The following is a 23,584-nucleotide window of genomic DNA, read 5'->3' on the forward strand; positions in this document are numbered from 1 at the left end:
TTTAGAAGATAAAAATGAAAAAATTACTTATTTTGGTGATCTGCTGCTCTTTGTCAGTACCATCTTTTGGAGTTGATTGGATTAAAGATAGAATTTATACTTCTTTGTCTTATAGCCGGCTTGGTGTTAATTATGACGTTGGTTTTCACTATGCAGATAGCGTTAAAATTTCAGTTGGCTATGTAATCAAACCTATTATTAATTCTCTCATCAAACCTACTCTTGATGAAGAATTTGGAGCAGTGGTGGGGCTTATGGCAAAGCTTCATTATCATCATCAATTTGAAAATACGGATATTACTCCTTATATTACTGCTGGTGTTGGTGCTGTTATAGTGCGTACAATGAAGGCTAAACTTAATGTAAGTAGAGCTGATAGTATAGGTGAAAACATAAGTGCTCTACTTGGAGAGGCTTTCAAAGCTGTAGTCAATGATGAATTTTTTTCTTATCAAATAGGTTCTGGTATTAATCTTCCACTTTCTGAAAGAACAAGTGTTTTTGCTGGCTACAAACTTCAAAGGTTTCATAAAATTTTCCATGGAATTGAGCTAGGAATGAGTTTTAATTTGTAAACTCTAATTGAATGTTTTTAGTGAAGTCTGGTTTGAATTTTTGTTGAAAAAAAGCAAGTGATATAGACTAAAATGCTGATTGCAGCAGGTAGTGAAAGATATACCAAAGAGAAGTCTGGCAATTGCAAGAGAAAGGCAAATAACCAAAAAAATAAAATAACTTCAATTTTTTACTTGCAATTTATGCTATTTTTAATATTTATATGCTTGTATATGCATATATTAATCTTTGGAGGATAAAAATGAAAAAGTTACTTACTTTGTTGGCTTGCTGTTCTTTGTCAGCACCGTCTTTTGGAGTTGATTGGGTTAAAGATAGAACCTACACCTCTTCGTCGTATGGCATGCTTGGTATTAATTATGATCTTGGCTATCATTGTACAGATAGCTTTAAAATTTCATTTGGCCCTATAGTCAAACTTGTTATGAATGAAGGGATTTTAGACGCGGGACTTATGGCAAAGCTTCATTATCATCATCAATTTGAAAATACAGATATTACTCCTTATATTACTTTTGGTGTAGGAGGAGTTGCTAAAATTCCTCTTTCAGAAAATCAAGGGCCAGACGTAGAAGAATTTTTTTCTTATCAAATAGGTTCTGGTATTAATCTTCCACTTTCTGAGAGAACAAGTGTTTTTGCTGGCTACAAGCTGCAAAAGTTTCATGAACTTTCGCATGGGGTTGAATTTGGAATGAGTTTTAATTTGTAAGCTCTGATTGAATGTTTTTAGTGAAGTCTGGTTTGAATTTTTGTTGAAAAAAAGCAAGTGATATAGGCTAAAATGATGATTGCAGTAGGTAACAAAATGTAACAAAGAGAAGTTTGGCAATTGCAAGAGAAAGGCAAGTAGCTAAGAAAGTGATTCCGATTTTATTATGTAAGTTATGTAATTTTTAACTTTTCTGTGAGTATATATGCGTATATTCATGGTTAGAGGGTAAAAATGAAAAAATTACTTACTTTAGTAGTCTGCTGTTCTCTGTCAGCACCGTCTTTTGGAGTTGATTGGATTAGAGATAAAATCTATACTTCGTCGTCATATGGTAATCTTGGTGTTAATTATGACATTGGTTATCACTATACAGATAGCGTTAAAATTTCATTTGGCCCTGTGGTCAAACCTATTCTTGTTCAAGAAGTTTTGGCAGAGCTAGGGCTCATGGCAAAGCTTCATTATCATTATAAATTTGAAAGTACGGATATTACTCCTTATGTTGCTTTTGGCGTGGGAGGTGTCGCTAAAGTGTTTCAACCAGCACAGAAAGGTCAACAGCCAGACGTAGAAGGATTTTTTCCTACCAGATAGGTTCTGGCATTAATCTTCCAATTTCTGAGAGAACAAATGTTTTTGCTGGCTACAAGCTTCACAAATTCAGTAATTTTTCTCATGGGTTTGAACTTGGAATGAGTTTTAATTTATAAGCTCCGATTGAATATTTTTAGTGAAAGCTTGAGTGTTTTTTAGCATCATAAAATTTTCATAAGAAGAAGGGAATTTAAGTGAGTTTTCAGAGTAGTCAAGTTTTTGAACTTGACTACTCTCCAAGGAAAAGCAGATAAAGATAGAAGTATTTCATGTTTTTATTTGTATTGACAGTATGCATGACATCATTTACGATTAGTGTTAATAACGATAATTGATATTTGTCATGTTTGCAGTAATTGAAACTGGTGGAAAGCAATATTTAGTAAAAAAAGGCAGTATAATCAAAGTAGAAAGATTACAAGCTGAAGAAAAAGAGGAAGTGGAAATCAATAAAGTGATTTGTGTTTCAAATAATGGCTTATCTTGTTCATCGAGTGCTATTGTTAAAGCTGAAGTACTGGAGCAGTGTAGAGATAAAAAAATTATAATTTTTAAGAAAAAAAGAAGAAAAAATTACCGTAGAAAAACTGGTCATAGGCAGTATATCACTGTTCTTCGTATCAATGAAATTAGTCTTCAAAAGTAAGAGGTAAGATATGGCAACTAAAAAATCAGGTGGTAGTTCCTGTAATGGTAGAGATTCGGCAGGGCGTAGGCTCGGAATAAAGAAGAATGGGGAGGTTATTCCAGGTAACATAATTGTACGTCAAAGAGGTACAAGATTTCATCCTGGAAAAAATGTTGGTATGGGTAAGGATCATACGATTTTTGCTAAAGTGAAAGGCTGGGTCAGTTTTAGAAAATCAGCAAATAAAAAGACTTTTATTGATGTTGTGCCTACAGATGATATGCAAGCCTTGGCTTGAATAGATACGGGTCTGTAGCTCAGGTGGTTAGAGCGCACGCCTGATAAGCGTGAGGTCGGAGGTTCAACTCTTCCCAGACCCACCATTTAAATTTGCAATAGTTTTGATATTGTGTAACTAAACGATGGTTTTACATAAGAATTCAGTAACCAGTGAGTCAGTAGCAGCCGGTCATCCAGACAAAGTAGCAGATCAGATTTCAGATGCGATACTTGACGAATACCTTTTTAATGACTCTTCTTCTCGTACTGCAATAGAGACTTTAGTTACCAAAGATAATGTCATTATAGCTGGGGAAGTGTTTGGGCCGAACATTGAAAATAGCAAGATTGAAAGTATTGTACGGAATACAATAAAAGATATTGGTTATGAGCATGATGGTTTTCACTGGAAAACAGTAAAAGTAAATATATTGCTACATGAACAATCAAATGACATTGCAATAGGTGTAGATCAAGGTGCTGGAGATCAAGGCATAATGTATGGCTATGCAACAGCAGAGACAGAAAGCCTCATGCCGGCACCCATTTTTTATGCACACTCAATTCTGAAAAATGTCATGAGTATGGTTAAAGAGGTAAAACTTGGCCCAGATGCAAAGTCACAAATTACTTTGGCATACGAGAATAACCTTCCAGTACGTGCTGAAAGTATTATTGTTTCAATACAGCACCTTGAGGATCTGAGTCAATCAAAAGTAAAGGAGATAATTTATCCTTACATAGTTTCATCTTTACCTGAAGGGTGGATGTGTCCTGAAGAAAATCTCTTAGTTAATCCAACAGGTAGATTTGTTATCGGTGGGCCAGTTGGTGATTGTGGATTAACTGGACGAAAAATTATGGTTGATACTTATGGTGGCTATATTCCACACGGTGGGGGAGCATTTTCTGGAAAAGATGCAACTAAAGTTGATAGATCTGCAGCTTATATGGCAAGATACCTTGCGAGAAATATTGTTTTTGCCGGCTTGGCTAAACGTTGCCTTGTACAGCTTTCTTATGCAATTGGTGTCTCAAGACCTACTTCATTTTACATTGATACATTTGGCACGAATACAATAGATGAAGAGAGGATTAAAGGGTTTATTGAAGGTAACATAGATTTATCAACTAAAGGCATAATAAGACATTTATCACTTAATCGTCCTATATATAAACGTACAGCCTGCTATGGGCATTTTGGTAAAGAATCGGAAAGTGATGGTGGCTTTTCTTGGGAGAATATGGACTTATCTGCTGATTTTTGTAGAGAATTTAATATAGAAGAAAAAAAGAGAAAATTTCTTTAAACTATTAAACTCTTTGATTTCTAGCTCGATACTGATATAATAACTTATTATTAAATTGTAAGTAGCTTTTTAGTAATTATACCAGTTTTAATATTTATGAGGCTTACAAGATGTTCGACAAACCAAAAGAAGAATTTTACGATATTGCTATAAGAGAATCATCTGATCTTATCGAAAAAATAAAAAAACATCCTTTCAATGTTGAATTGATGGATAATACTCTAGACTATGAAAAGTTCAAATTTTATCTTCAGCAGGATTTTTTATATCTAGTAGACTGTACTCGTGCTTTATTGATTATTGCAGCTAGAGTTAGTGATATTGAGGTAATGAGCAGCCTAACAAATGTAGCAAAAGGAACATTTAATGTTCGCAAGCAATATAAAGAATATTTTGGAGATTGTGATTTATCCGATAATCACAAGAAATCAAGGAGCTGTTCTGCCTTTACTGACTTTTTTATGTGTGCTGCATATCACAATTCTGTTGCTGAAGCTTTGGCAGCATCTTATCCTTGCTTTAGTATATACCAAATTGTTGTAGGTTATATGGTAGGAGAGATTACGTCTAAGAAAATTGAAAATCACAGATACCAAGGGTGGATTGACATCTATAATAATACAGTAATGAATAGTACGATTGATGAAGTTACTGATGTTACAAATAGGCAATATGCAAAGGTTGGTGATTGTGAAAAGAAAATGATGCGTGAGTTTTTTAGGAGAGGCCTAGAGCTAGAAATAATGTTTTGGGATGAGATGTATTCTCTAGCATAGTCTGTAGTATTAACACCAAATTATATTCTAATTTATGTGATGTTCAGTGGTATAATTAAAAGCTATTATGGATCAAATCTTTTAAAGGATATTATTGAGCACCCTTTCAATGTTGAATTAGCAAATAATACTTTAAACATAGAAAATTTCAAGTTTTATATACAACAAGATGTATTTTTTGTAGCTGATTATGTTCGTACTGTTTTAATTATTGCATCAAAAATGGAGAGTTGTAACAACATTGTTCCATTGATTGAGGTGGCTCAAGGAGGAATAGAGATTATGAGAGTGTTATACGACCACTACTTTACTGTATACTCCATAAATCGTGGAGAAAAGTCACTAGAGTGTTTCAATTTTACTAACTTTCTTTTGTCTACTTCGTATAGCGACATTTATGAAGCTGTAACAGTTCTTTACTCTTGCCATTTTATATATAAAGTTGTTGTTGGTAGTATGGGAAATAAAATTAAAAAAAATAACAGGTATAAGGATTGGTTTGATTTTTTTAGCAGTAATTTGATGGAATCTGGATGTGTTGCTTTGGAAGATATTGTTGACGAGTATTGTAACAAAGTAAGGGAAAGTGAAAGAACCAGAATGCTCGAATTATTTAAAATAACTGCACAATTTGAGTTGGATTTTTGGAGTGGGGCATATAATTTTTCAAAATTTGATCAAGATTTTAAGAAATATTGACAATTTCAAGCTAATTTGTATGCTTGATACGTATTTTTAAAGATGATATGAAAAGTAAAGAGCATGATTTTCATTTAGTGGATCCAAGCCCCTGGCCAATTACTGTATCAGCAGCAATTCTTGTTCTTGCACTTGGATTAGTTGGTACACTCCATAAACAAATTTCTGGAATATTTGGTTTAATTCTAGGAATCTCTGCAGTATCAGGAGTACTATTTTATTGGTGGAGAGATGTAATAAGAGAGGCAATTTGTGATAAATGTCATACTGTCATTGTAAAACATGGACTCAAGCTTGCAATGTACTTGTTTATCCTCTCGGAAGTTGTGTTTTTTATAGCGTTCTTTTGTTCATTCTTTAAAGCCTGGCTTGATCCGGTTTTTTTATTTGAAGCGTTTTCTCCTACAAAAAAAGTTGAATGGCCCCCTGAAGGGATTTTACCACCGGATCCGTGGTCGTTACCATTTATGAATACACTAATATTATTGCTTTCTGGTACAACAATTACTTCAGCACATCATTTTTTACTTGAAAATGATAAAAAAAGCATGATTAAAATGCTGTCTATAACTATATTGCTTGGGATGTTCTTTATAATAGTGCAAGCAATCGAATATCATGAAGCAAGTTTTTCTTTACGAGAAACAGGAGAAAAACTTATTTATACATCCAACTTTTACATGATTACTGGTTTTCATTGTGTGCATGTTATAATAGGTATAATATTTTTGTCAGTATGTTTATTTAGAGCTCGAAAAGATCAATTTACACCTCAAGATCACTTATGCTTTGAGTTTGCTTCTTGGTATTGGCACTTTGTCGATCTAGTCTGGATATTTTTATTTCTGTTTATTTATTGGCTCAGCGTTTATTAAGTGATTAAAATAATAGGTCTAGATCCAGGAATAAGCAAAACTGGTTGGGCCATTATCAATCTGGAAGAAAAAAATAGTATTGAATTTTTGGGTGGTGGTGCCATATCAACTGATGGTAAATTGGGTACAGGTGAACGTCTACATATAATTTTTGAAGAACTACAGAAAGTAATTTCTCTATATTCTCCAAATGAAGCTGCTGTAGAGAAAATTTTTGTTAATAAAAATCCAAAATCTTCACTAACTTTAGGATATGCAAGAGCGATTGTAATTTTAGTATTACAAATGATGGATTTGCACATGAATGAATATGATGCAAACTATATAAAAAAGAGCATTACCGGAAATGGTCATGCTGATAAGGATCAGATTATATTTATGGTGAAGCAAATAGTTAAAAACTCAAATATAAAATGTCACCATGCTGCTGACGCTCTTGCTACAGCAATTTGTCATGCTTATACGAGAAGTTCTTGTTTGATCGAGTAATTTTACATGAATTCATTTGATGGTGTTTATCTTATCTAATGTTCGTTGCAGAATAATACATGCGGCAATTTTATCATCTATTTTTTTTGATTTTGTGATTGATATTTCAGTAATTTTTAGTGCATGAGTTGCAAGAGATGTTGATAAACTTTCATCTTGTAGATATATGTTTATCTTACATTTTTTTATTATTTTATTTGCAAATTGGATTATTGCTTTACACCATTCGGTCTCTTGGTCATCTATTGTGAATGGTAGCCCTATTACCATTGATCCAGCTTCATTTTCTTTAAGCATTCTATGTAGATAGCCTAAATCTTTGCTCATATTTCTTCTGTGATATATACTATGAGCTGTAGCTATAAGCTGTGTTTTATCACTAAATGCCATGCCTATTTGTTTTTCTCCCATATCAAGACACATTAAACGCTTATCTTTTGGAATAGACTTTAGGAATTCATCTGGATTTCTATGTAGCATCTATTAGATTTCCTTTAAAGCCAAGAATAAACAAATAAGTTGTAACGTGATGTAGAACTGTAAGAACGTCCTGTAAGGCAAGATGTCATTCGAGTAGCTGATACTGGAATCCAGCCTATTTGATCATAGACGTTGTTTTTGACATATGTTCCCTGCCAATTGTATGGTCTGCAAGCACTTTTATACCTGGTCGAACACTGGGATGACAAGGGGAGGAGCGTTTGGATGTTGGTGAGGATTACTTGGATGACGGAAAAGAGAATACTGGAAGATAACTGAGTTGCCTTGAAAACATAACTTTTGTACAGTTGTATTTTTGTGACAGTAAGGTATGCCCATTCTACTGGCATGATAGACATTCATCATAATTAATATCTGTTTTTTGTTGCAATATTTCACTTTTTTTGAGTATGTCATGTGAAATCTTGTCAGCTCTCTGCATTGATTGTGACCTGCAGTAGTATAAGCTCTTTAATCCTTTTTTCCAAGCAAGCATATGTATTTTATGTAAGTAACGTTTATGCACATTGGCAGGTAAGAACAGATTTACTGATTGAGATTGACAAATATAGGGAGTTCTATCGCTTGCATGTTCTATAATCCATTGTTGATCAAGTTCGTATGCTGTTTTAAATGTCAGTTTTTCATGCTTGCTAAGAAAATCTAAATGCTGAACAGAACCCTCATTTGTTGAAATTGAGGACCATATTTCATCATTGTCTTGATTTTTTTTTGCTAGTAGTTTTTGCAAAAATTTATTTCGTACTACAAATGAACCTGTCAGTGTCTTCTGTATAAATACGTTTGCTGCATATGGCTCTATTCCAGGGGAAGTGTTGCCTGCGATAATCGAAATTGAGGCAGTTGGAGCAATAGCGAGCTTATGTGTGAACCTTTCCATTAGATCGATTTCTTTAGCGTCAAGACATGGCCCTTTTTCTTCTGCTAATTTTTTAGAAACTACATCCGCTTGCTCGCGCAAATGCTTAAATACTTTTTTATTCCATTGTTGGGCTGTTACTGATTCAAAAGGAACCATTTTACTTTGTAAAAATGAATGAAAACCCATCACACCAAGACCAATACTACGCTCTCTTATTGCGGAATATTTTGCTCGCTGTATTTCATTTGGTGCTTGATTTATGAAATCCTCTAATACATTATCAAGAAAACGCATTATATCTTCTATGAAAAGCTCATTATCTTTCCATTCTTCGTAGTATTCAAGATTTACGGATGATAAACAACATACAGCAGTGCGTGACTTGTTCAGGTGATCGTAACCTGTAGTTAAAGTTATTTCACTGCATAGGTTTGACATTTTGATGTCTAAATTGAGCTTTTTGTAAGGTTCTGGTTTATTGTTATTTGTTGCATTAAGAAAGATAATATAAGGTTCTCCAGTTTCAATTCTTGCTGTTAATATTTTAATCCATATATCCCGTGCTTTTACTGTTGAAATAACTTTATTATTATGAGGGCTTATTAAATCCCATTCTTGATCATCTTCAACAGCTTGCATAAATTTATCTGTTACTATTACAGCATGATGTATATTTAATGCTTTGCGATTTGGGTCACCACCAGTTGGCTTACGTAAATCTAGAAACTCTTCTATCTCTGGATGGGATACAGGAAGATAGACGGCTGAGCTTCCTCTTCTTAATGATCCTTGGCTGATTGCAAGCGTTAGAGCGTTTTGTACTACAATAAATGGCACAATTCCTGATGTTTTACCGCTACCTTTGACACTTTCACCAATTGAACGTAAATTTCCCCAATAACTACCTATTCCACCACCACGTGCAGCGAGCCAAACATTTTCATTCCATAAATCAACTATTCCCTGCAAGCTATCTTCAGTTTCATTAAGAAAGCAGGAAATAGGCAATCCTCTCTTGGTACCACCATTGCTAAGTATTGGTGTTGAAGGCATGAACCACAAATTGCTCATGTAATCATAAAGACGCTGTGCATGTTTTTTATTATCAGAATAGTAATTAGCAATACGTATAAAGAGATCTTGATAACTTTCATTTTCTATTAAATACCTGTCCAATAGAACTGCTTTTCCAAAATTAGTTAATTTACTATCCTTTGCGTAATTAATAGTAATGTAATTCATAAGGCTCCTTTTATTATGCTATAGACATTTATTTGAGAAATTTCTAAGTTAAGTTGTTGAATTTTTTTGTGGATGCTGTAATGCAAACAAGATACCATCAACCTGACTGCCATATATTTTACAGTAACTCATATGACTTATTTGCATATTTGTTTCTTTTGCAACATGCTGAATATAATCTTCAGAATGATGAAAATAATCTCCTTTGTTTACAAAGTCAATACCTTTACCTTCTTTTCTTCTTACTAAGCATACAATAACCCCTTTTTCGCTCATAGATCTTTTTGCTAATTCCAATTCTTCTTGAAAATCATATAGATAATGTAGCACTTCAGCAAAGATAATTACATCATACTGCTGGTTTTTCTCTTGTTTAAGAAACTCTTTCATTTCCATATGTACCAATTCATTGTAAACAGGGTTACCTTTTATAAAGCATCCTCTTGCTATATTTAGCATTCTATTTGAAATGTCAATTCCTGTTATGTGTCTTCCAGTATTGTTTATTTTTAAGAAATGACCACATATTCCAGTTCCACAACCAAGGTCAAGTATATTGAGTTCAGAAGTGGAATTGTTAAAGACTTTTGTAATTATCATGTGTACGAGTTCATGCCCTCTGTATTGTTTGGCAATTAGCCAATGCTCAACAAAATATTCACCTGTGTAATCAAAATATTGCTTTATGAGATTTTCAGGCAATTCTACAATATCTGATGTGTTTGTTATTTTTTTTATGTAGTAAGAAGCTTCTTTGTGACTACTATCTAATTTTAGCGTCTTTGTTAAATAAGTATAGGCTTTATTAGTATTTCCTACTGCAAAATGACATCTTCCAATATTATACCAGGTTATAGGTAATTTGGGGTAGAGTATGCTAATTAACCAAAATCTTAACTTTGCATCTGATATATTACCTTTATAGAAGTGATATAATCCGATTTCAATGTTGGTATTCAACAGGTTTTTAGATCTTTCAAGAAGCACTACAACTTCTTTATGGAAAGTGTTGTATTTATCCATAATGAAGTTTTTTACTTTTTTAATATTTAATAAACCAGTGAGCTTAGATATACAATTTAAAGCAAAGTTTTTTATAAAAGATAGATTACTTTTCATACATTAGAAATACTCCGAATGTTCATTATCATTTTTAGGTAACTAATTTTAACACATTTTATCTTACAAAATATCTTTTTCATTAATTTTTCTGTACATATCAATTTATCGAATATTTCTCAGATTGTACTGTTTAAGATTGCTGGTATATTGTTGTTGATAATAATAGGTAAATGTTTTGTGTAAAAAGGCGTTGACATATGATTTATCAGATTGTAACATATAAAAGATTAGTTTTTAGATGTTTGAAAAGTTTTATGGTAGAGATTATTTAATCTCAATTCAATTGTAAGTTAATATTTAACTCTGCATATTCTACATATAGTCAGATAAATAAATTATTAAGAGCGCTTGATGGATGCCTTGGCGTTAAGAGGCGATGAAGGACGTGGCAGGCTGCGATAAGCTGTGGGAAATTGTCAACAAGTTTTGATCCGCAGATTTCCGAATGGGGAAACCCAACTAGCTTAGCTGGTTATTATATACTAAGTATATAAAGCAAACTTGGTGAACTGAAATATCTAAGTAGCCAAAGGAAAAGAAATCAACCGAGATTCTGTTAGTAGTGACGAGCGAAAGCGGAAAAGGCCAGCGATTTAAAAATAAGAATTAGAATACTCTGGAAATGGTAACCATAGAAGGTGATAGTCCTGTATAAGTAGAAAGTTTTTAAATCCTTGAGTAGAGCGGGGCACGTGAAATCCTGTTTGAATATGGGGGGACCATCCTCCAAGCCTAAATACTCCTTAACGACCGATAGTGAACAAGTACCGTGAGGGAAAGGTGAAAAGAACCCCGGGAGGGGAGTGAAATAGAATCTGAAATCAAGTGCTTACAAACAGTTGGAGCTCTATATCAATTTATTGATATTTAGAGTGACAGCGTACCTTTTGCATAATGGGTCAGCGAGTTAATCTATGAAGCAAGCTTAAGCCGTTAGGTGTAGGCGTAGCGAAAGCGAGTCTGAATAGGGCGTGTTAGTTTTATGGATTAGACCCGAAACCAAGTGATCTAGTCATGACCAGATTGAAGGTATGGTAAAACATACTGAAGGATCGAACCAGTTAATGTTGCAACATTATTGGATGAGTTGTGATTAGGGGTGAAAGGCCAATCAAACTTGGAAATAGCTGGTTCTCCGCGAAATCTATTTAGGTAGAGCGTTGTATGTATGTTGTTGGGGGTAGAGCACTGGATAGACTAGGGGGATTCATCATCTTACCAAATCTAACCAAACTCCGAATACCAACAATTAATTATACAGCAGACACACTACGGGTGCTAAGTCCGTGGTGAAAAGGGAAACAGCCCAGATCACTATCTAAGGTCCCAAAATTACAGCTAAGTGGGGAAGGAAGTAGAAAAACCATTACAGCTAGGAGGTTGGCTTGGAAGCAGCCATCCTTTAAAGAAAGCGTAACAGCTCACTTGTCTAAATAAGTTTTTCTGCGCCGAAAATGTACCGGGGCTAAAGTTGTATACCGAAGATGTGAGTGCTTATTGATTTCGATCAATAGGCGCGGTAGCGGAGCGTTCCGTAAGTCTGTGAAGGTGGTTTGTGAAAACTGCTGGAGATATCGGAAGTGAGAATGCTGACATAAGTAGCGTAAAAGAGTGTGAAAAACACTCTCACCAAAAATCTAAGGGTTCCTACGTTAAGTTAATCTGCGTAGGGTTAGTCGGTTCCTAAGGCGAGTCCGTAAAGGAGTAGTCGATGGCAATTAGGTTAATATTCCTAAACCTCTTAAGTGTGACGGGTTTCGTATTTGTATAGGTCTTATTGGATTGACCTATGCTTAAAAGAGGCTCCAGGAAATAGCACTTATATTTATGAGGCCGTACCGTAAACCGACACTGGTGGATGAGTAGAGTATACTAAGGTGTTGAAAGAATGATGTTGAAGGAACTCGGCAAATTATACCTGTAACTTCGGAAGAAGGGTAACCTGCTTTTAGGAAACTATGAGTAGGTGGCACAAAATAGGGAGTAGCGACTGTTTACTAAAAACACAGGACTCTGCAAACACGTAAGTGGAAGTATAGGGTCTGACGCCTGCCCGGTGCTGGAAGGTTAATAGGAGGGGTGCAAGCTCTAAATTGAAGCCCCAGTAAACGGCGGCCGTAACACTGACGGTCCTAAGGTAGCGAAATTCCTTGTCGGGTAAGTTCCGACCCGCACGAATGGCGTAACGATTTCTCCACTGTCTCCAACATCACTTCAGCGAAATTGAATTCCCCGTGCAGATGCGGGGTACCCGCGGTTAGACGAAGAGACCCCGTGCACCTTTACTATAGCTTTACATTGCTATTAAAAATATAATGTGCAGGATAGGTGGGAGACTTTGAAGTTATAGCGCTAGCTATAATGGAGTCAACCTTGAGATACCACCCTTTACATTTTTGATATCTAACTATGTTTCATTATCTGGAACTAGGACATTGTATGGTGGGTAGTTTGACTGGGGCGGTCGCCTCCTAAAAAGTAACGGAGGCGTGCGAAGGTAAGCTAGAGCTGGTCGGAAATCAGCTTGATAGTACAATGGTATAAGCTTGCCTGACTGCGAGGCTGACAAGCCAAGCAGAGACGAAAGTCGGTCATAGTGATCCGGTAATTCTGTATGGAAGGGTTATCGCTCAACGGATAAAAGGTACGCCGGGGATAACAGGCTGATGGTGTTCGAGAGTTCATATCGACGACACCGTTTGGCACCTCGATGTCGACTCATCACATCCTGGGGCTGGAGAAGGTCCCAAGGGTTCGGCTGTTCGCCGATTAAAGTGATACGTGAGTTGGGTTTAGAACGTCGTGAGACAGTTCGGTTTCTATCTGCCGTGGGTGAAGGAAATTTGAGAAGATCTGACTCTAGTACGAGAGGACCGAGATGGATATACCTCTGGTGTACCAGCTGTTATGCCAATAGCATCGCTGGGTAGCTATGTATAGATGGGATAATTGCTGAAAGCATATAAGCAAGAAACCCTCTTCAAAAAAAATTCCCAATTAAGGCCGTGGGAGACTACCACGTTGATAGGCTAGGTGTAGAAGTATGGTAACATGTGAAGCTAACTAGTACTAATAGCCTGATTGATTTATTTGCTTTCTATATGTGTATATGCAGTGTTAAATATTAAATTGAAATTTATTAAGTCAGAAATTTTTATTGACTTGGTGGCTATAGCAAAAATGAACCACCCGATCTCATTTCGAACTCGGAAGTGAAACTTTTTGGCGCCGATGATACTTAAAAAGGGAAAGTAGGTCGTTGCCAAGTTTATAAAAATTTCTTTTTTATTTATATCTGTTCAGCAGAGCGGTGAAACAAGGTAAACATGGAGTAGCTGTGAGGTAATATAACTGATCTTTTAGAACTCTGCGAAAACTGTAAAATAGAAGTAGAAAATTTAAAAGCAGAAATGAAGCTTTGAAGATTGAAGACGCTTAGTTAAAGGAAAAGCTAGGTTTAAATTCGAAAAATTCTCAGCTCAAGAGAGCTATACAAAATATAAAAGAGCAAACCAAAAAGTGAAAAGAGTATTGATGGTCAAGTTAGGTGTGTCAAAATGGATGCAGATGAGGTGGTAAAAGTACAATTTGTTACCTATTTGCAAATGAGGAGGAGAGATAGCAATGTTTAACAAATCATCAAAAAGTTGATCTTCCGAAAATCAAACTTTATATAATTGAATATTAATTAAGTTGTTGGAGATGAGGAGAAAGAAAAAGTAGCAAACTACCAAAAAGCAGATACATTTAGTCCAAGAGTTAGGTTGATAATTGTAGTAATCAGTGGATTTTATAAAAATTCAAAACGTGAGAATTATAAAGGTAAACCTGGTTAGTGCTGAAGCAATACTGCAAGTTTTAAAGAGAAAGAAGATTTAAAAGACAGTGTATGTTGCAATCGTAATAGTCGCTGACAGATATGCAGCGTACAATTGTTTTGCTGATAAAAAAGGTAAATTTGTTGGGCACACTTAGCAAGGTACTTTGAAACATAGCTGGACTATTGAAGTTAAAGTTCTGGGCTGTTGCTTAAAAAACGCATCCACTGAATTATTTGTACTAAAAAAAAGCTTTATTAAAAAGTGAAATAGATGTTTTAACAGAAGTGTAAGAAAGTTGCAAAACGTATAAGGTATTACTTGAAGCTACCTATCGGGAGTGTTAAATAAACCATACGCGTCAAGTTAAGGAAAAATGAGCAAATTTATTGAACTCAAAGTTGATATTCTTGTTTTTCTATATTTATCTTTTAAGGAGAATTTTGACCAGGTTGAGATGAGTTTTTTGAGGAAAATTTGCACTTTACTGACTACACAATTTAATGTTAAGAATAGCTCTCTAACTCGCCTTTTAAGCTCAATAAATGCCTTTGTTAGACTAACCCTTTTTTAGTTCTGTACAACCCATGAAATATAAGAATCGCACACAATTTATAGCTAACCTAAGTAAGATTTCCTCAAAGGGTGGGGGTAAAAAGGTATAATACTGCTTTAATGAAGGTAGAATGATGCCAAAGCCATATAGTGAGGACCTGAGGGAACGAGTTTTAAAAGTGGTAGATGAGAAAAAAATGACTATGGAAGAAGTAAGGAAGATGTTCAAAATTGATAGAAAAACTATATACTGGTGGAGGAAAAGAAGAGAAGAAAGAGAAACCGTCTTCAGGCTATCAAAAGGGACATAGTCATAAAATTAAAGATTTAGATAGCTTTGTCAAATTTCTGGATGAAAACCGAGATATTACGATTGAAAAAATAATTGAAAAATTTGGCAACATGTGCAAAGATACAGTCTACAATTATCTTAAAAAAGTAAACTATACATATAAAAAAAACTTTTCTTTATCAGGAAAGGAATGAAGAGAAACGCAAGGAGTTCATAAAAAAAATAGAAGGAATAGAAAAAGAAAACTTGATATTCATAGATGAGTCTGGAGTAGAAGACAACAGATTTTATGAATATGGGTGGTCTCAAAAAGGCAAGAGGTTATTTGCCCAGGGTTTAAAAGAAAGAGGGTAAGCATAATTGGAGCACTAAATGAAGGAAAAATTAAAGCTTCCTGGGTAATTGAAGGCTACTGCAACAGCGAGATTTTTGAAGATAATATGGGGATGTTCAAAAAAGTGTGTCAAACCGAGAAGTAAAATATAATTGAGATAAAAATGGAGGTTTGACATGAGTCAAGTAAATAGAACTACTGGTTTGGTAGATTATAAAGAATTAGAAACAAATATCTTGTCGTCTATACGAGAAGGTAGACCATTAATGGGAAAAGATGGTGCACTAACGCCATTTGTAAAAAGGCTACTTGAAGCAAGCTTGGAGGGTGAAATAGAATCATTTATCTACTGAAAGCAAAGAAAACAATCGTAGAAACGGAAGAAATGGAAAAACTTTGAAGACAAGTGCAGGTTCATTTGAACTATTGACACCAAGAGACAGAGAGGGAAGTTTTGAACCACAGATAGTGAAAAAAAGGCAAACAAGCCTACATCCAGAACTTGAAACAAAGGTCTTGAACATGTTTGCAAGTGGTATGGGATACAGAGATATAGCATCATATGTGGAAGAAATTTATGACCATAAAATATCTGCAGCAGAGATATCTGGAATTACAGATAAATTACTACCTATAATCAATGAATGGCGTAGTCGTCCACTGCAATCAGTGTATCCAATAGTATTTATGGATGGGATGTTTTTTAAGGTAAAAGAAGACGGTCGCTGTGTAAGTAAGTGCATGTATAACATATTAGGAATAGACCAAAATGGCAGAAAAGAAGTACTGGGTTTTTACTAATACCAACTCTCATTATTAATGAACCAAATAAGAAGGGAACGTTCAAAAAAGTGTGTCAAACCGAAAAAAAAGTAATAAATTGATATAAAAAATGGAGGTTTGATATGAGTCAAGCAAATAGAACTAATGGGTTGGTAGATTATAAAGAATTAGAAACAAATATCCTGTCATCTATACGAGAAGGAAGACCATTGACAGGAAGAGATGGAGCATTAACACCGTTTATAAAAAGGTTGCTAGAGGCAAGTCTGGAAGGTGAAATAGAAAGCCACATGTCAGCTAAAAGTGAAGAAAATAACCGAAGAAATGGGAGAAATGCAAAAACTTTACGCACGAGTGCAGGTTCATTTGAGCTGCTAACACCAAGAGATAGGGAGGGAAACTTTGAACCGCAAATAGTCAAAAAAAGGCAAACGAGCCTACATCCAGAACTTGAAGCAAAGGTCTTAAGTACATACGCCAGTGGCATGGGATACAGAGACATAGCTTCACACGTTGAGGAAATATATGACCATAAAATATCAGCAGCAGAGATATCCAGTATTACTGATAAATTGCTACCAATAATCAATGAATGGCGCAGCCGTCCACTGCAATCAGTGTATCCAATAGTGTTCATGGATGGCATGTTTTTTAAGGTCAAGGAGGACGGACATTGCGTAAGTAAATGCATGTATAATATATTGGGTATAAATCAAAATGGCAGAAAAGAAGTATTAGGTTTTTATTTGGCTGAAAGTGAGGGAGCTAACTTCTGGTTGGGAGTTCTAAATGACCTCAAAGAAAGAGGAGTAGAAGATATTTTAATTGCCTGCATTGATGGACTAAAAAGCTTTCCTACAGCTATAAATAGTGTATTTCCTAAAGCAGAAGTACAGCTATGTATAGTGCATCAGATAAGGAATTCACTGAAATATGTATCTAGCAAAGATGTAAAAGTTTTCATGAATGATTTGAAAAAAATATATCGTGCTTCAAGTAAAGAAATCGCTGAGAATTATTTGCTTGAGCTGGAAGAAAAATGGAGTGAAAAATATCCCTTAGTTAGAACCTGTACATGATCTCAAGAAAGGAATAAACTAAGAGATAATGTATATAAGTTAGGATATATGAGGAGTGTATACCCAAGTGATATAAGTCGGGAAAGATTTGAGATTATATTACCAGATCTAGAATCCTGTAGAAAAAAAACAAAACCAAGAAAACTGGATTTATATGAGTTATTTTGCGGTGTACTTTATGTGCTAAAAAGTGGCTGTCAGTGGCGAATGCTACCAAAAGAGTTTCCAAAATGGCGCAATTGTTACGATTACTTCAAGAGATGGAGTAAAAAACCGAATGAAGATAGAGAAAGTGTTCTAGAAATTGTCTTAAAAAAAATTAGTTGGAGAGGTTCGTTTCAACAGTGGTCGGAATACAAAAACAAGCTTCTGCATCATTGATGCTCAAAGTGTAAAAAACACCGATATTGCTGAAGAAAAAGGTTATGATGCCGGCAAGAAAATTTCAGGAATAAAGCGTCATATTGCAGTAGATACGCAAGGTTTGCCACATGCAATTTATATTACTACAGCTAATATCGGAGATCGTACTGCTGCTGTAGAGATGATTTGTAACGCAAGAAAAAATCTTTCCGAAGTTCAAAATATACTAGTTGATGCAGGTTATACAGGAGAAAATTTTGCAACTCAAATAAAAACGACTATTGGTGCAACCGTTGAAGTAATAAAACGAAGTGAATTACATACCTTTGTTGTATTGCCAAAAAGGTGGGTTGTAGAGCGTTCTTTTGCTTGGCTGGAAAAGTGTAGACGGTTATGGAAAAATTGCGAGCGTAAACTCAATACTAGACTACAAATGGTCGTTCTAGCTTTTACTGCCTTGCTCCTCAAAAGATTATGAACAGGCTCTTATAAAAATCGGTTTGTAAAAAATCTTCAGCTTGTTTTTTTATTACTGAAAGTTCATTAAAGGCTTTTTCTGGATTGATTTTTTTTAAAATACTAGTAGCTTTTTTAATCGCTCTTTCTCTCTTTTTATTATCTTGTTTTTCGTTTAAGATTAAGCTTTCAGCTTCAGTAAAAGCATTGCCTTGGGCACTTTTGGCAATGTTACAAACAACGTTTTTTACAACTTGCTTAGTTGCTACATAATCTATTTCCTTTGTAAAGCAATCAATAAATAGCTGCCAAATTTTTTTATTAACAAACTTACTTGCCTTATTTTCAAAATCTTCTATATCTTTGAATCCTAAAATAGTATAGAGATTTTTTTCAATTATTGGTTCAGCATGTTGTTTTGCCACTTTACCTTTTATATTGAATAGAAATTCACTAATCTTACTTGTGCCCATAATATTACCTCACAATATTAATGTCATATAATAAAAGTATAAAAGCTTAATGCTTAATTTTTACTTACTATTAATATAATTGAAGATTAGTTTTGTTCCTATATTAAAACTTTAACTCCTAACTTATTATTAGTAATATCATTATATGAATCTTATGCCTGAATTTGGGAATATATTGTTATTGGTAGCCTGTTTGTTATCTTTAACGTATTTGTTTCTACCGTTTAGCTCTTACCGATTCGTCTCCTCTGCCATATTTTTTTGTGTGTCAGCATCAATGGCTATTTTGATCTACTGCCACATTAAAAATGATTTCTCACTTGAAAACGTATATTACCACTCACACACAACAAAACCTTTGATCTATAAGATTTGTGGTGTTTGGGGAAATAAAGAAGGGTCTATGTTGCTTTGGACCTTAGTGCTTGTCATGTATTTATTACTAATGGATATTTATATATCTTCTGTCATTCCAGTGCTTGACTACTTGGATCCAGACAATTTAATTGCAAATGAGTACATCAAATGGCAGTGTAATAAAAACTGGATTCCAGTGTCAAGCACTGGAATGACACCAGAACGAACTAATGGTAGTAAATTAAAAAAAATATCTCTTATCACTCATGGGCTGATTTGCTTTTGTTTTTTACTGTTCACTTTACTTGAATCAAACCCCTTCACTAAAATGCCAGGCATCGAAACAGATGGTCTTGGTTTTAATCCGATATTGCAAGATATAGGCCTTGCTATTCATCCACCGGTATTATATTTGGGGTACCTTGGATTTAGCGTTCCTTTTTCGCTCTCTATAGCTGGATTAATTTTAAATACTGAAGGAAATGTTTGGGCTAAAACTGTCAGGTCTTGGGTACTTATTTCTTGGTCGCTGCTCACTTTGGGCATCAGCTTGGGTAGCTGGTGGGCATATCGTGAACTCGGTTGGGGTGGATTTTGGTTTTGGGATCCAGTGGAAAACGTTTCTTTGATGCCGTGGCTAATTGCAGTGACGCTGACACATTTGTTGCTCGTTGTACGAAATTTCAATACTTTAAGGAATTTTGCTATTTTACTTACGCTCACAACTTTTATATTGAGTGTGACTGGAACATTTCTAGTCCGCTCAGGAATACTTACCTCAGTGCACACGTTTGCAGATGACCCAAGATATGGACTGTATATATTAGCTCTACTTGGTGTAATTACAGTCAGTAGCTTAGTAATATTTGTAGTGTTTACGAGAAAGAATCACACATCTTTCCAGTATTCGATATTGGAATCTGAAAAGAAATCTGCTACTCAAGTGACAGCGGGTAGAAGATTCTTTTCACGCCTTACGATGATGCTGATGAACAATCTATTATTCATCACTGCCTTTTTCATCGTGTTCGTTGGCACTTTACACCCTACAGTGCTTGAGTATTTAACCGGTGAATTAATTTCAGTTGGAGCACCATATTACAATTCTTTATTTAACTCTATTGCACTAGCTATTCTAGTGCTCACCATGATAGGGCAATACTGCAGTTGGCAGGGAAATAGTCTATTGCCAATATTCCGTGAATATAGATTTTCATTTTGTAGTGCTGCAGCTATTTTGCCGTTTATCTTTCACATGGAGCTAATGATTGTGCTATCAATTACCATCTCCATAGCATTATTAATCTTTGTTTTAGAAGCATATAGTAAAAGAATTTGTTTATTTAAGGTAGCATTTGGTGAATCAATTTTATTAGCAAGAAGAGTTTCTAAGTCCTACTATGCAATGATGCCTGCTCATGCTGGAGTGGCAATTCTAGTACTTGGTATAGCTTATTCAGTTGGTTGGCAGGAGAAAAAAGAAAACTACTTGGGAATAGGAGACAGCATAACAGTCAATAAATTTAAAGTTACTTTACAAAATACTGAGCTAATAAAAGAAAAAAATTTCCATGCAGTGAGGGGTATAATGGATATCAGAAATTTGCTGAATAATAAGATATTAGGTGAAGTGACTCCTGAATATAGATTTTACCTTGCGGAAGGTCAGAAAAATGTTGAAAGCAGTATCTACCACAATTTATTTTCTGATATTTATGTTGTAATTGGAGAGATTGATAAGAGTAAAAGCAAAATCGCAGCTAAAGTGCACTATAAACCTGGAATGTCTATAATCTGGCTAGGATCCTTTCTTATCGCTTTTGGTTCGCTCCTTGCTGCTTTTTCTTCTAGCAAAAAAGTAGTTCCTTCAGTATCATAAAGTTTGCATTTTTTAGCAATTTAAACTTAAGCTAAGCAACACTAACCTTGCTAGCGAATTTTCTCTATGTTCTGTTGTACAATAGGAAATAAAGATATATTTTCTAATGAAGAACTTACATGATATATGGAATCTTTTTCTAAAACTTCCTCATGTGAGCTAGTTGTCTCAGAAGATTTCAATTCTTCAAGCTTTTTAAAATATCCCTGCTTAATAGCATCGTAGACAGAAGAACCACCAAACAAGCAGTTCTCACCTAACTCTTCTTTATAATTTTTAAACTTTTCCAATATTTCCTCCTTGTTACTCACTTCTACTATAATTTTTCCTTCATCTTGCACATCAGAATACAATCTAGCATCTACTTTTCCCAAATCAGTATGAAAGGTCAGTACTATATTACCTATAAGGTCAGTATAATTTCTTACCCCACCTTCCGTTAAAATTTCTATCTCGCTTTCACCGATTGCTATCACGTCTCTTCGAAATTCTGTGCTTTCATCTGTTCCATTTATGATTTTTGCAACCTCGACTATACTATTCTTTGAGTATTTCAAGTAGAAAGTGAAGTTGTCTATTTTTGCCTCTTTTACCTTACCAGTAGTTGCGTTTTTTGCAGCTTCCAAAAACCTTAGAGAATAATGTATATAGCTTTTACGTGCTTCTTTCAGATTAGCTTTTAGGTCTTTAAACTTCTCTAGTTTATCAATTACAATTATACTACTTAGAGTTTCAAATACTGCACCTCTTTTTACCAAATTACATACTATGCGACTAGCAACTTCTATGTTCCTTTCAACTTGAAAAATCTTTAATTCACTAATTCTTCTTATTACATAATCTGCAAAATTATACTTACTCTCATAAGTATTTTCATATATCTTTCCCTCACAAGTAAGATTGAACCTTACCCTAGATTTTATAGCTTCATTTACAACCTGTTCTAGCTGATTTATGTCTTGAGCTTCGTCTAATTTACAAAAATATTTATCTGGATCTTGCTCGTCTAGTAGAAAATCCTCCCCCCATAGATTTACACTTTTGCACAAATAGTTTTTTTCATTATAATCAACTTGTGTTTTTTTACGAAAAGTTTCATAAATAACATCATCAGTTAAAAAGGACTCTTTAATATTAAGGTTGGGATTATTAGCTCCAAATTCTATTGGGGTTTTACCTTTTTTATCCTTTATATCACGATTAGCTCCTTTCCTTAGAAGCAATTTGATAATTGTATCACAATGACCAAAACGAGTAGCATAATGCAAAGGCGTTCTTCCTGTGTCGTCCTTTTCATTAGGATCAGCACCTGAATTCAACAATAAATCTATGAATTCTTTTGAATTGCTACATTCCACACTTGATAGAATATGCAGTATTGTCAGTTTAGATTCTCCTCTTTTAAGGTTGAGAATGGTTTTTAGATCTTGATTACTTCTATGATCTAGTAAAAATTTTTTAATTTTTTCAACATCGCTCTTATAATCCTTATAGGTAATACCAACTCTCATTATTAATGAACCAAATAAGAAGCATTGCAGAGTTGTTTAACCGTGGAAGGGGAAAGAGAGGTAATAAATTTACACAAAGCGCTCTCAAGCAGAACAATTGTATCGTAGATTTTATTGCGCAAAATGTTCTGTTTTATATATAACCAAAACCTCTCAACAGGATTGAGGTCAGGTGAGTATGGTGGTAGGTATATAATTTCGATATTTTTAGGTATCTTTAAACTTTTTGACTTATGCCAACTAGCGCAATCCATCACGAGAAAAGCCTTTCGTATTCCTAAATATTGCGACATCTGTTCAAGGAATATATTTATACAAGCAGTGTTGACGTTTGGTGCAAATAAGCTAAAATTCTCTCCATTTCTGGGATTAACTGCACTATAGAGATAAAAATTTTCCCTACCTAATTTTACCTTAACCTGTGTCCTACTGCCTTTTTTAAACCACCCATGTCCAACTTTTGAATGTGTACCAAACCGTGATTCATCGAAGAAAAATAGCTCTTTTTCAGAATGCATGACAATAGTTTCATTGAGGTTTTTTTTTAAACTCCTCTTGCTTATTTTTATCCTGTCCACTATGAACTGGTCTTGGTGTGATATATGAGAATTTCATTCTTTGCATATTACGATGTATTGTGGATTTGCTGATATTCAAACCAAATCTTTCTTGGATTCTTATTCTCATTTCTCTAATAGTAATATTGGGATTTTCCTCTATCCACACCTCAATTTGTTCAAGTTGACTTTGGTTCAATATAGTTTTTCTACGGCGTTGAGGTGGAGAAAATAATTTTTCTTCTCTTCCAAATTTTATGTGCTTTATCCATGTAGTAATTGCCTTTCTCGAAATGCAACATATTTTTGCTACAGCTGTTATACTGTGCTTTTTTGCTGCAATTACAGCATTTAGTTTTTTTGCAACATACGCATTATTTCTTACTTTCTTCAGCATCTCTTTTGCTGATTCCACCACTTTTTCATCCAATAATTTTGATCTTAATGCCATCTAAACCT

Annotated in this window: 19 protein-coding genes, 1 tRNA gene, 2 rRNA genes and 5 pseudogenes; 20 read left to right on the plus strand and 7 right to left on the minus strand. The window is 34.6% G+C overall.

Annotated features, from left to right (window positions below; translation table 11 throughout):
- Nucleotides 1–14 precede the first annotated feature (14 nt).
- From ABWU62_RS02900 to ruvC, 11 genes and pseudogenes are all read left to right on the plus strand, one after another.
- Complete coding sequence (locus ABWU62_RS02900) at nt 15–575, plus strand: outer membrane protein (RefSeq protein WP_353287470.1); 561 nt, start codon at nt 15–17, stop codon at nt 573–575.
- A gap of 242 nt (nt 576–817) precedes the next feature.
- Nucleotides 818–1,288: a P44/Msp2 family outer membrane protein gene (locus ABWU62_RS02905; protein ID WP_353287471.1), complete on the plus strand. Its 471-nt coding sequence runs from the start codon at nt 818–820 to the stop codon at nt 1,286–1,288.
- Nucleotides 1,289–1,522: 234 nt separating this feature from the next.
- Nucleotides 1,523–2,001 (plus strand): annotated as a pseudogene (locus ABWU62_RS02910) (acyloxyacyl hydrolase).
- Between the two features lie 227 nt (nt 2,002–2,228).
- The gene (gene rplU / locus ABWU62_RS02915) at nt 2,229–2,531 is read left to right on the plus strand and encodes a 50S ribosomal protein L21 (protein ID WP_353287473.1); all 303 of its coding nucleotides are present in this window, start codon (nt 2,229–2,231) and stop codon (nt 2,529–2,531) included.
- Between the two features lie 10 nt (nt 2,532–2,541).
- Nucleotides 2,542–2,811: a 50S ribosomal protein L27 gene (gene rpmA / locus ABWU62_RS02920; RefSeq protein ID WP_353287474.1), complete on the plus strand. Its 270-nt coding sequence runs from the start codon at nt 2,542–2,544 to the stop codon at nt 2,809–2,811.
- 8 nt (nt 2,812–2,819) lie between these two features.
- Nucleotides 2,820–2,896 (plus strand) — tRNA-Ile (locus tag ABWU62_RS02925).
- Nucleotides 2,897–2,935: 39 nt separating this feature from the next.
- Nucleotides 2,936–4,102 carry a methionine adenosyltransferase gene (gene metK, locus ABWU62_RS02930; RefSeq protein WP_353287475.1) on the plus strand — a complete coding sequence of 389 codons (1,167 nt, stop codon included), beginning with the start codon at nt 2,936–2,938 and terminating at the stop codon, nt 4,100–4,102.
- A gap of 110 nt (nt 4,103–4,212) precedes the next feature.
- Nucleotides 4,213–4,878 carry a TenA family protein gene (locus ABWU62_RS02935; protein ID WP_353287476.1) on the plus strand — a complete coding sequence of 222 codons (666 nt, stop codon included), beginning with the start codon at nt 4,213–4,215 and terminating at the stop codon, nt 4,876–4,878.
- A 39-nt stretch (nt 4,879–4,917) separates the two neighbouring features.
- On the plus strand, nt 4,918–5,577 hold the full coding sequence (locus ABWU62_RS02940) for a TenA family protein (RefSeq protein WP_353287477.1): 660 nt from the start codon (nt 4,918–4,920) through the stop codon (nt 5,575–5,577).
- Nucleotides 5,578–5,624: 47 nt separating this feature from the next.
- A complete protein-coding gene (locus ABWU62_RS02945) occupies nt 5,625–6,452 on the plus strand; it encodes a cytochrome c oxidase subunit 3 (protein ID WP_353287478.1) in 828 nt (275 codons plus the stop codon).
- The gene (gene ruvC / locus ABWU62_RS02950) at nt 6,453–6,941 is read left to right on the plus strand and encodes a crossover junction endodeoxyribonuclease RuvC (RefSeq protein ID WP_353287479.1); all 489 of its coding nucleotides are present in this window, start codon (nt 6,453–6,455) and stop codon (nt 6,939–6,941) included.
- A gap of 12 nt (nt 6,942–6,953) precedes the next feature.
- Here ruvC and ruvX read toward each other — a convergent pair whose 3' ends face one another.
- From ruvX to ABWU62_RS02965, 3 genes are all read right to left on the minus strand, one after another.
- Complete coding sequence (ruvX, locus tag ABWU62_RS02955) at nt 6,954–7,421, minus strand: Holliday junction resolvase RuvX (RefSeq protein ID WP_353287480.1); 468 nt, start codon at nt 7,419–7,421, stop codon at nt 6,954–6,956.
- 340 nt (nt 7,422–7,761) lie between these two features.
- A complete protein-coding gene (locus ABWU62_RS02960; RefSeq protein ID WP_353287481.1) occupies nt 7,762–9,546 on the minus strand; it encodes a ribonucleoside-diphosphate reductase subunit alpha in 1,785 nt (594 codons plus the stop codon).
- 48 nt (nt 9,547–9,594) lie between these two features.
- Complete coding sequence (locus ABWU62_RS02965) at nt 9,595–10,665, minus strand: methyltransferase domain-containing protein (RefSeq protein WP_353287482.1); 1,071 nt, start codon at nt 10,663–10,665, stop codon at nt 9,595–9,597.
- A 331-nt stretch (nt 10,666–10,996) separates the two neighbouring features.
- Here ABWU62_RS02965 and ABWU62_RS02970 point away from each other — a divergent pair.
- From ABWU62_RS02970 to ABWU62_RS02980, 3 genes and pseudogenes are all read left to right on the plus strand, one after another.
- Nucleotides 10,997–13,762 (plus strand): 23S ribosomal RNA (locus ABWU62_RS02970).
- A gap of 67 nt (nt 13,763–13,829) precedes the next feature.
- Nucleotides 13,830–13,936: ribosomal RNA gene (gene rrf, locus ABWU62_RS02975) — 5S ribosomal RNA — on the plus strand.
- A gap of 79 nt (nt 13,937–14,015) precedes the next feature.
- A pseudogene (locus ABWU62_RS02980) lies at nt 14,016–14,813 on the plus strand (IS66 family transposase); the annotation flags it as partial.
- A 39-nt stretch (nt 14,814–14,852) separates the two neighbouring features.
- On the opposite strand, the pseudogene ABWU62_RS02985 reads toward ABWU62_RS02980, so the two are convergent.
- Nucleotides 14,853–15,100: pseudogene (locus ABWU62_RS02985) on the minus strand (IS4 family transposase); the annotation flags it as partial.
- A gap of 75 nt (nt 15,101–15,175) precedes the next feature.
- On the opposite strand from ABWU62_RS02985, the gene ABWU62_RS02990 reads away from it, so the two are divergent.
- The 5 genes and pseudogenes from ABWU62_RS02990 (at nt 15,176) to ABWU62_RS03010 (ending at nt 18,370) form a co-directional block, all read left to right on the plus strand.
- Complete coding sequence (locus ABWU62_RS02990) at nt 15,176–15,352, plus strand: IS630 transposase-related protein (RefSeq protein WP_353288150.1); 177 nt, start codon at nt 15,176–15,178, stop codon at nt 15,350–15,352.
- Nucleotides 15,273–15,527, plus strand: coding sequence for a hypothetical protein (locus ABWU62_RS02995; RefSeq protein WP_353288204.1), 255 nt, complete (start codon nt 15,273–15,275; stop codon nt 15,525–15,527). Before ABWU62_RS02990 ends, ABWU62_RS02995 begins: the two co-directional genes overlap by 80 nt.
- A 316-nt stretch (nt 15,528–15,843) precedes the next feature.
- Nucleotides 15,844–16,465, plus strand: a pseudogene (locus ABWU62_RS03000) (transposase); the annotation flags it as partial.
- Nucleotides 16,466–16,572: 107 nt separating this feature from the next.
- A pseudogene (locus ABWU62_RS03005) lies at nt 16,573–17,514 on the plus strand (IS256 family transposase); the annotation flags it as partial.
- 63 nt (nt 17,515–17,577) lie between these two features.
- Nucleotides 17,578–18,370, plus strand: a protein-coding gene (locus ABWU62_RS03010; RefSeq protein ID WP_353287093.1) for an IS5 family transposase whose coding sequence is annotated in 2 segments (ribosomal slippage) — nt 17,578–17,841 and nt 17,843–18,370 — 792 coding nt in all. Because the reading frame shifts where the segments join, the coding sequence is not laid out codon by codon here.
- Here ABWU62_RS03010 and ABWU62_RS03015 read toward each other — a convergent pair.
- A complete protein-coding gene (locus ABWU62_RS03015) occupies nt 18,357–18,821 on the minus strand; it encodes a hypothetical protein (RefSeq protein WP_353287483.1) in 465 nt (154 codons plus the stop codon). The genes ABWU62_RS03010 and ABWU62_RS03015 overlap by 14 nt on opposite strands.
- Nucleotides 18,822–18,966: 145 nt before the next feature.
- On the opposite strand from ABWU62_RS03015, the gene ABWU62_RS03020 reads away from it, so the two are divergent.
- The gene (locus tag ABWU62_RS03020) at nt 18,967–21,057 is read left to right on the plus strand and encodes a heme lyase CcmF/NrfE family subunit (RefSeq protein WP_353287484.1); all 2,091 of its coding nucleotides are present in this window, start codon (nt 18,967–18,969) and stop codon (nt 21,055–21,057) included.
- Between the two features lie 50 nt (nt 21,058–21,107).
- On the opposite strand, the gene ABWU62_RS03025 is transcribed toward ABWU62_RS03020, so the two are convergent.
- Both ABWU62_RS03025 and ABWU62_RS03030 read right to left on the minus strand, forming a co-directional pair.
- Complete coding sequence (locus ABWU62_RS03025; RefSeq protein WP_353287485.1) at nt 21,108–22,568, minus strand: ankyrin repeat domain-containing protein; 1,461 nt, start codon at nt 22,566–22,568, stop codon at nt 21,108–21,110.
- Nucleotides 22,569–22,570: 2 nt separating this feature from the next.
- A protein-coding gene (locus ABWU62_RS03030; protein ID WP_353287090.1) for an IS630 family transposase occupies nt 22,571–23,576 on the minus strand; the annotation gives its coding sequence in 2 pieces (ribosomal slippage) (nt 22,571–23,113 and nt 23,115–23,576; 1,005 coding nt in all).
- Nucleotides 23,577–23,584: the final 8 nt, after the last annotated feature.

The organism is Wolbachia endosymbiont (group B) of Gerris lacustris (assembly GCF_964028355.1).
GTDB lineage: Bacteria > Pseudomonadota > Alphaproteobacteria > Rickettsiales > Anaplasmataceae > Wolbachia.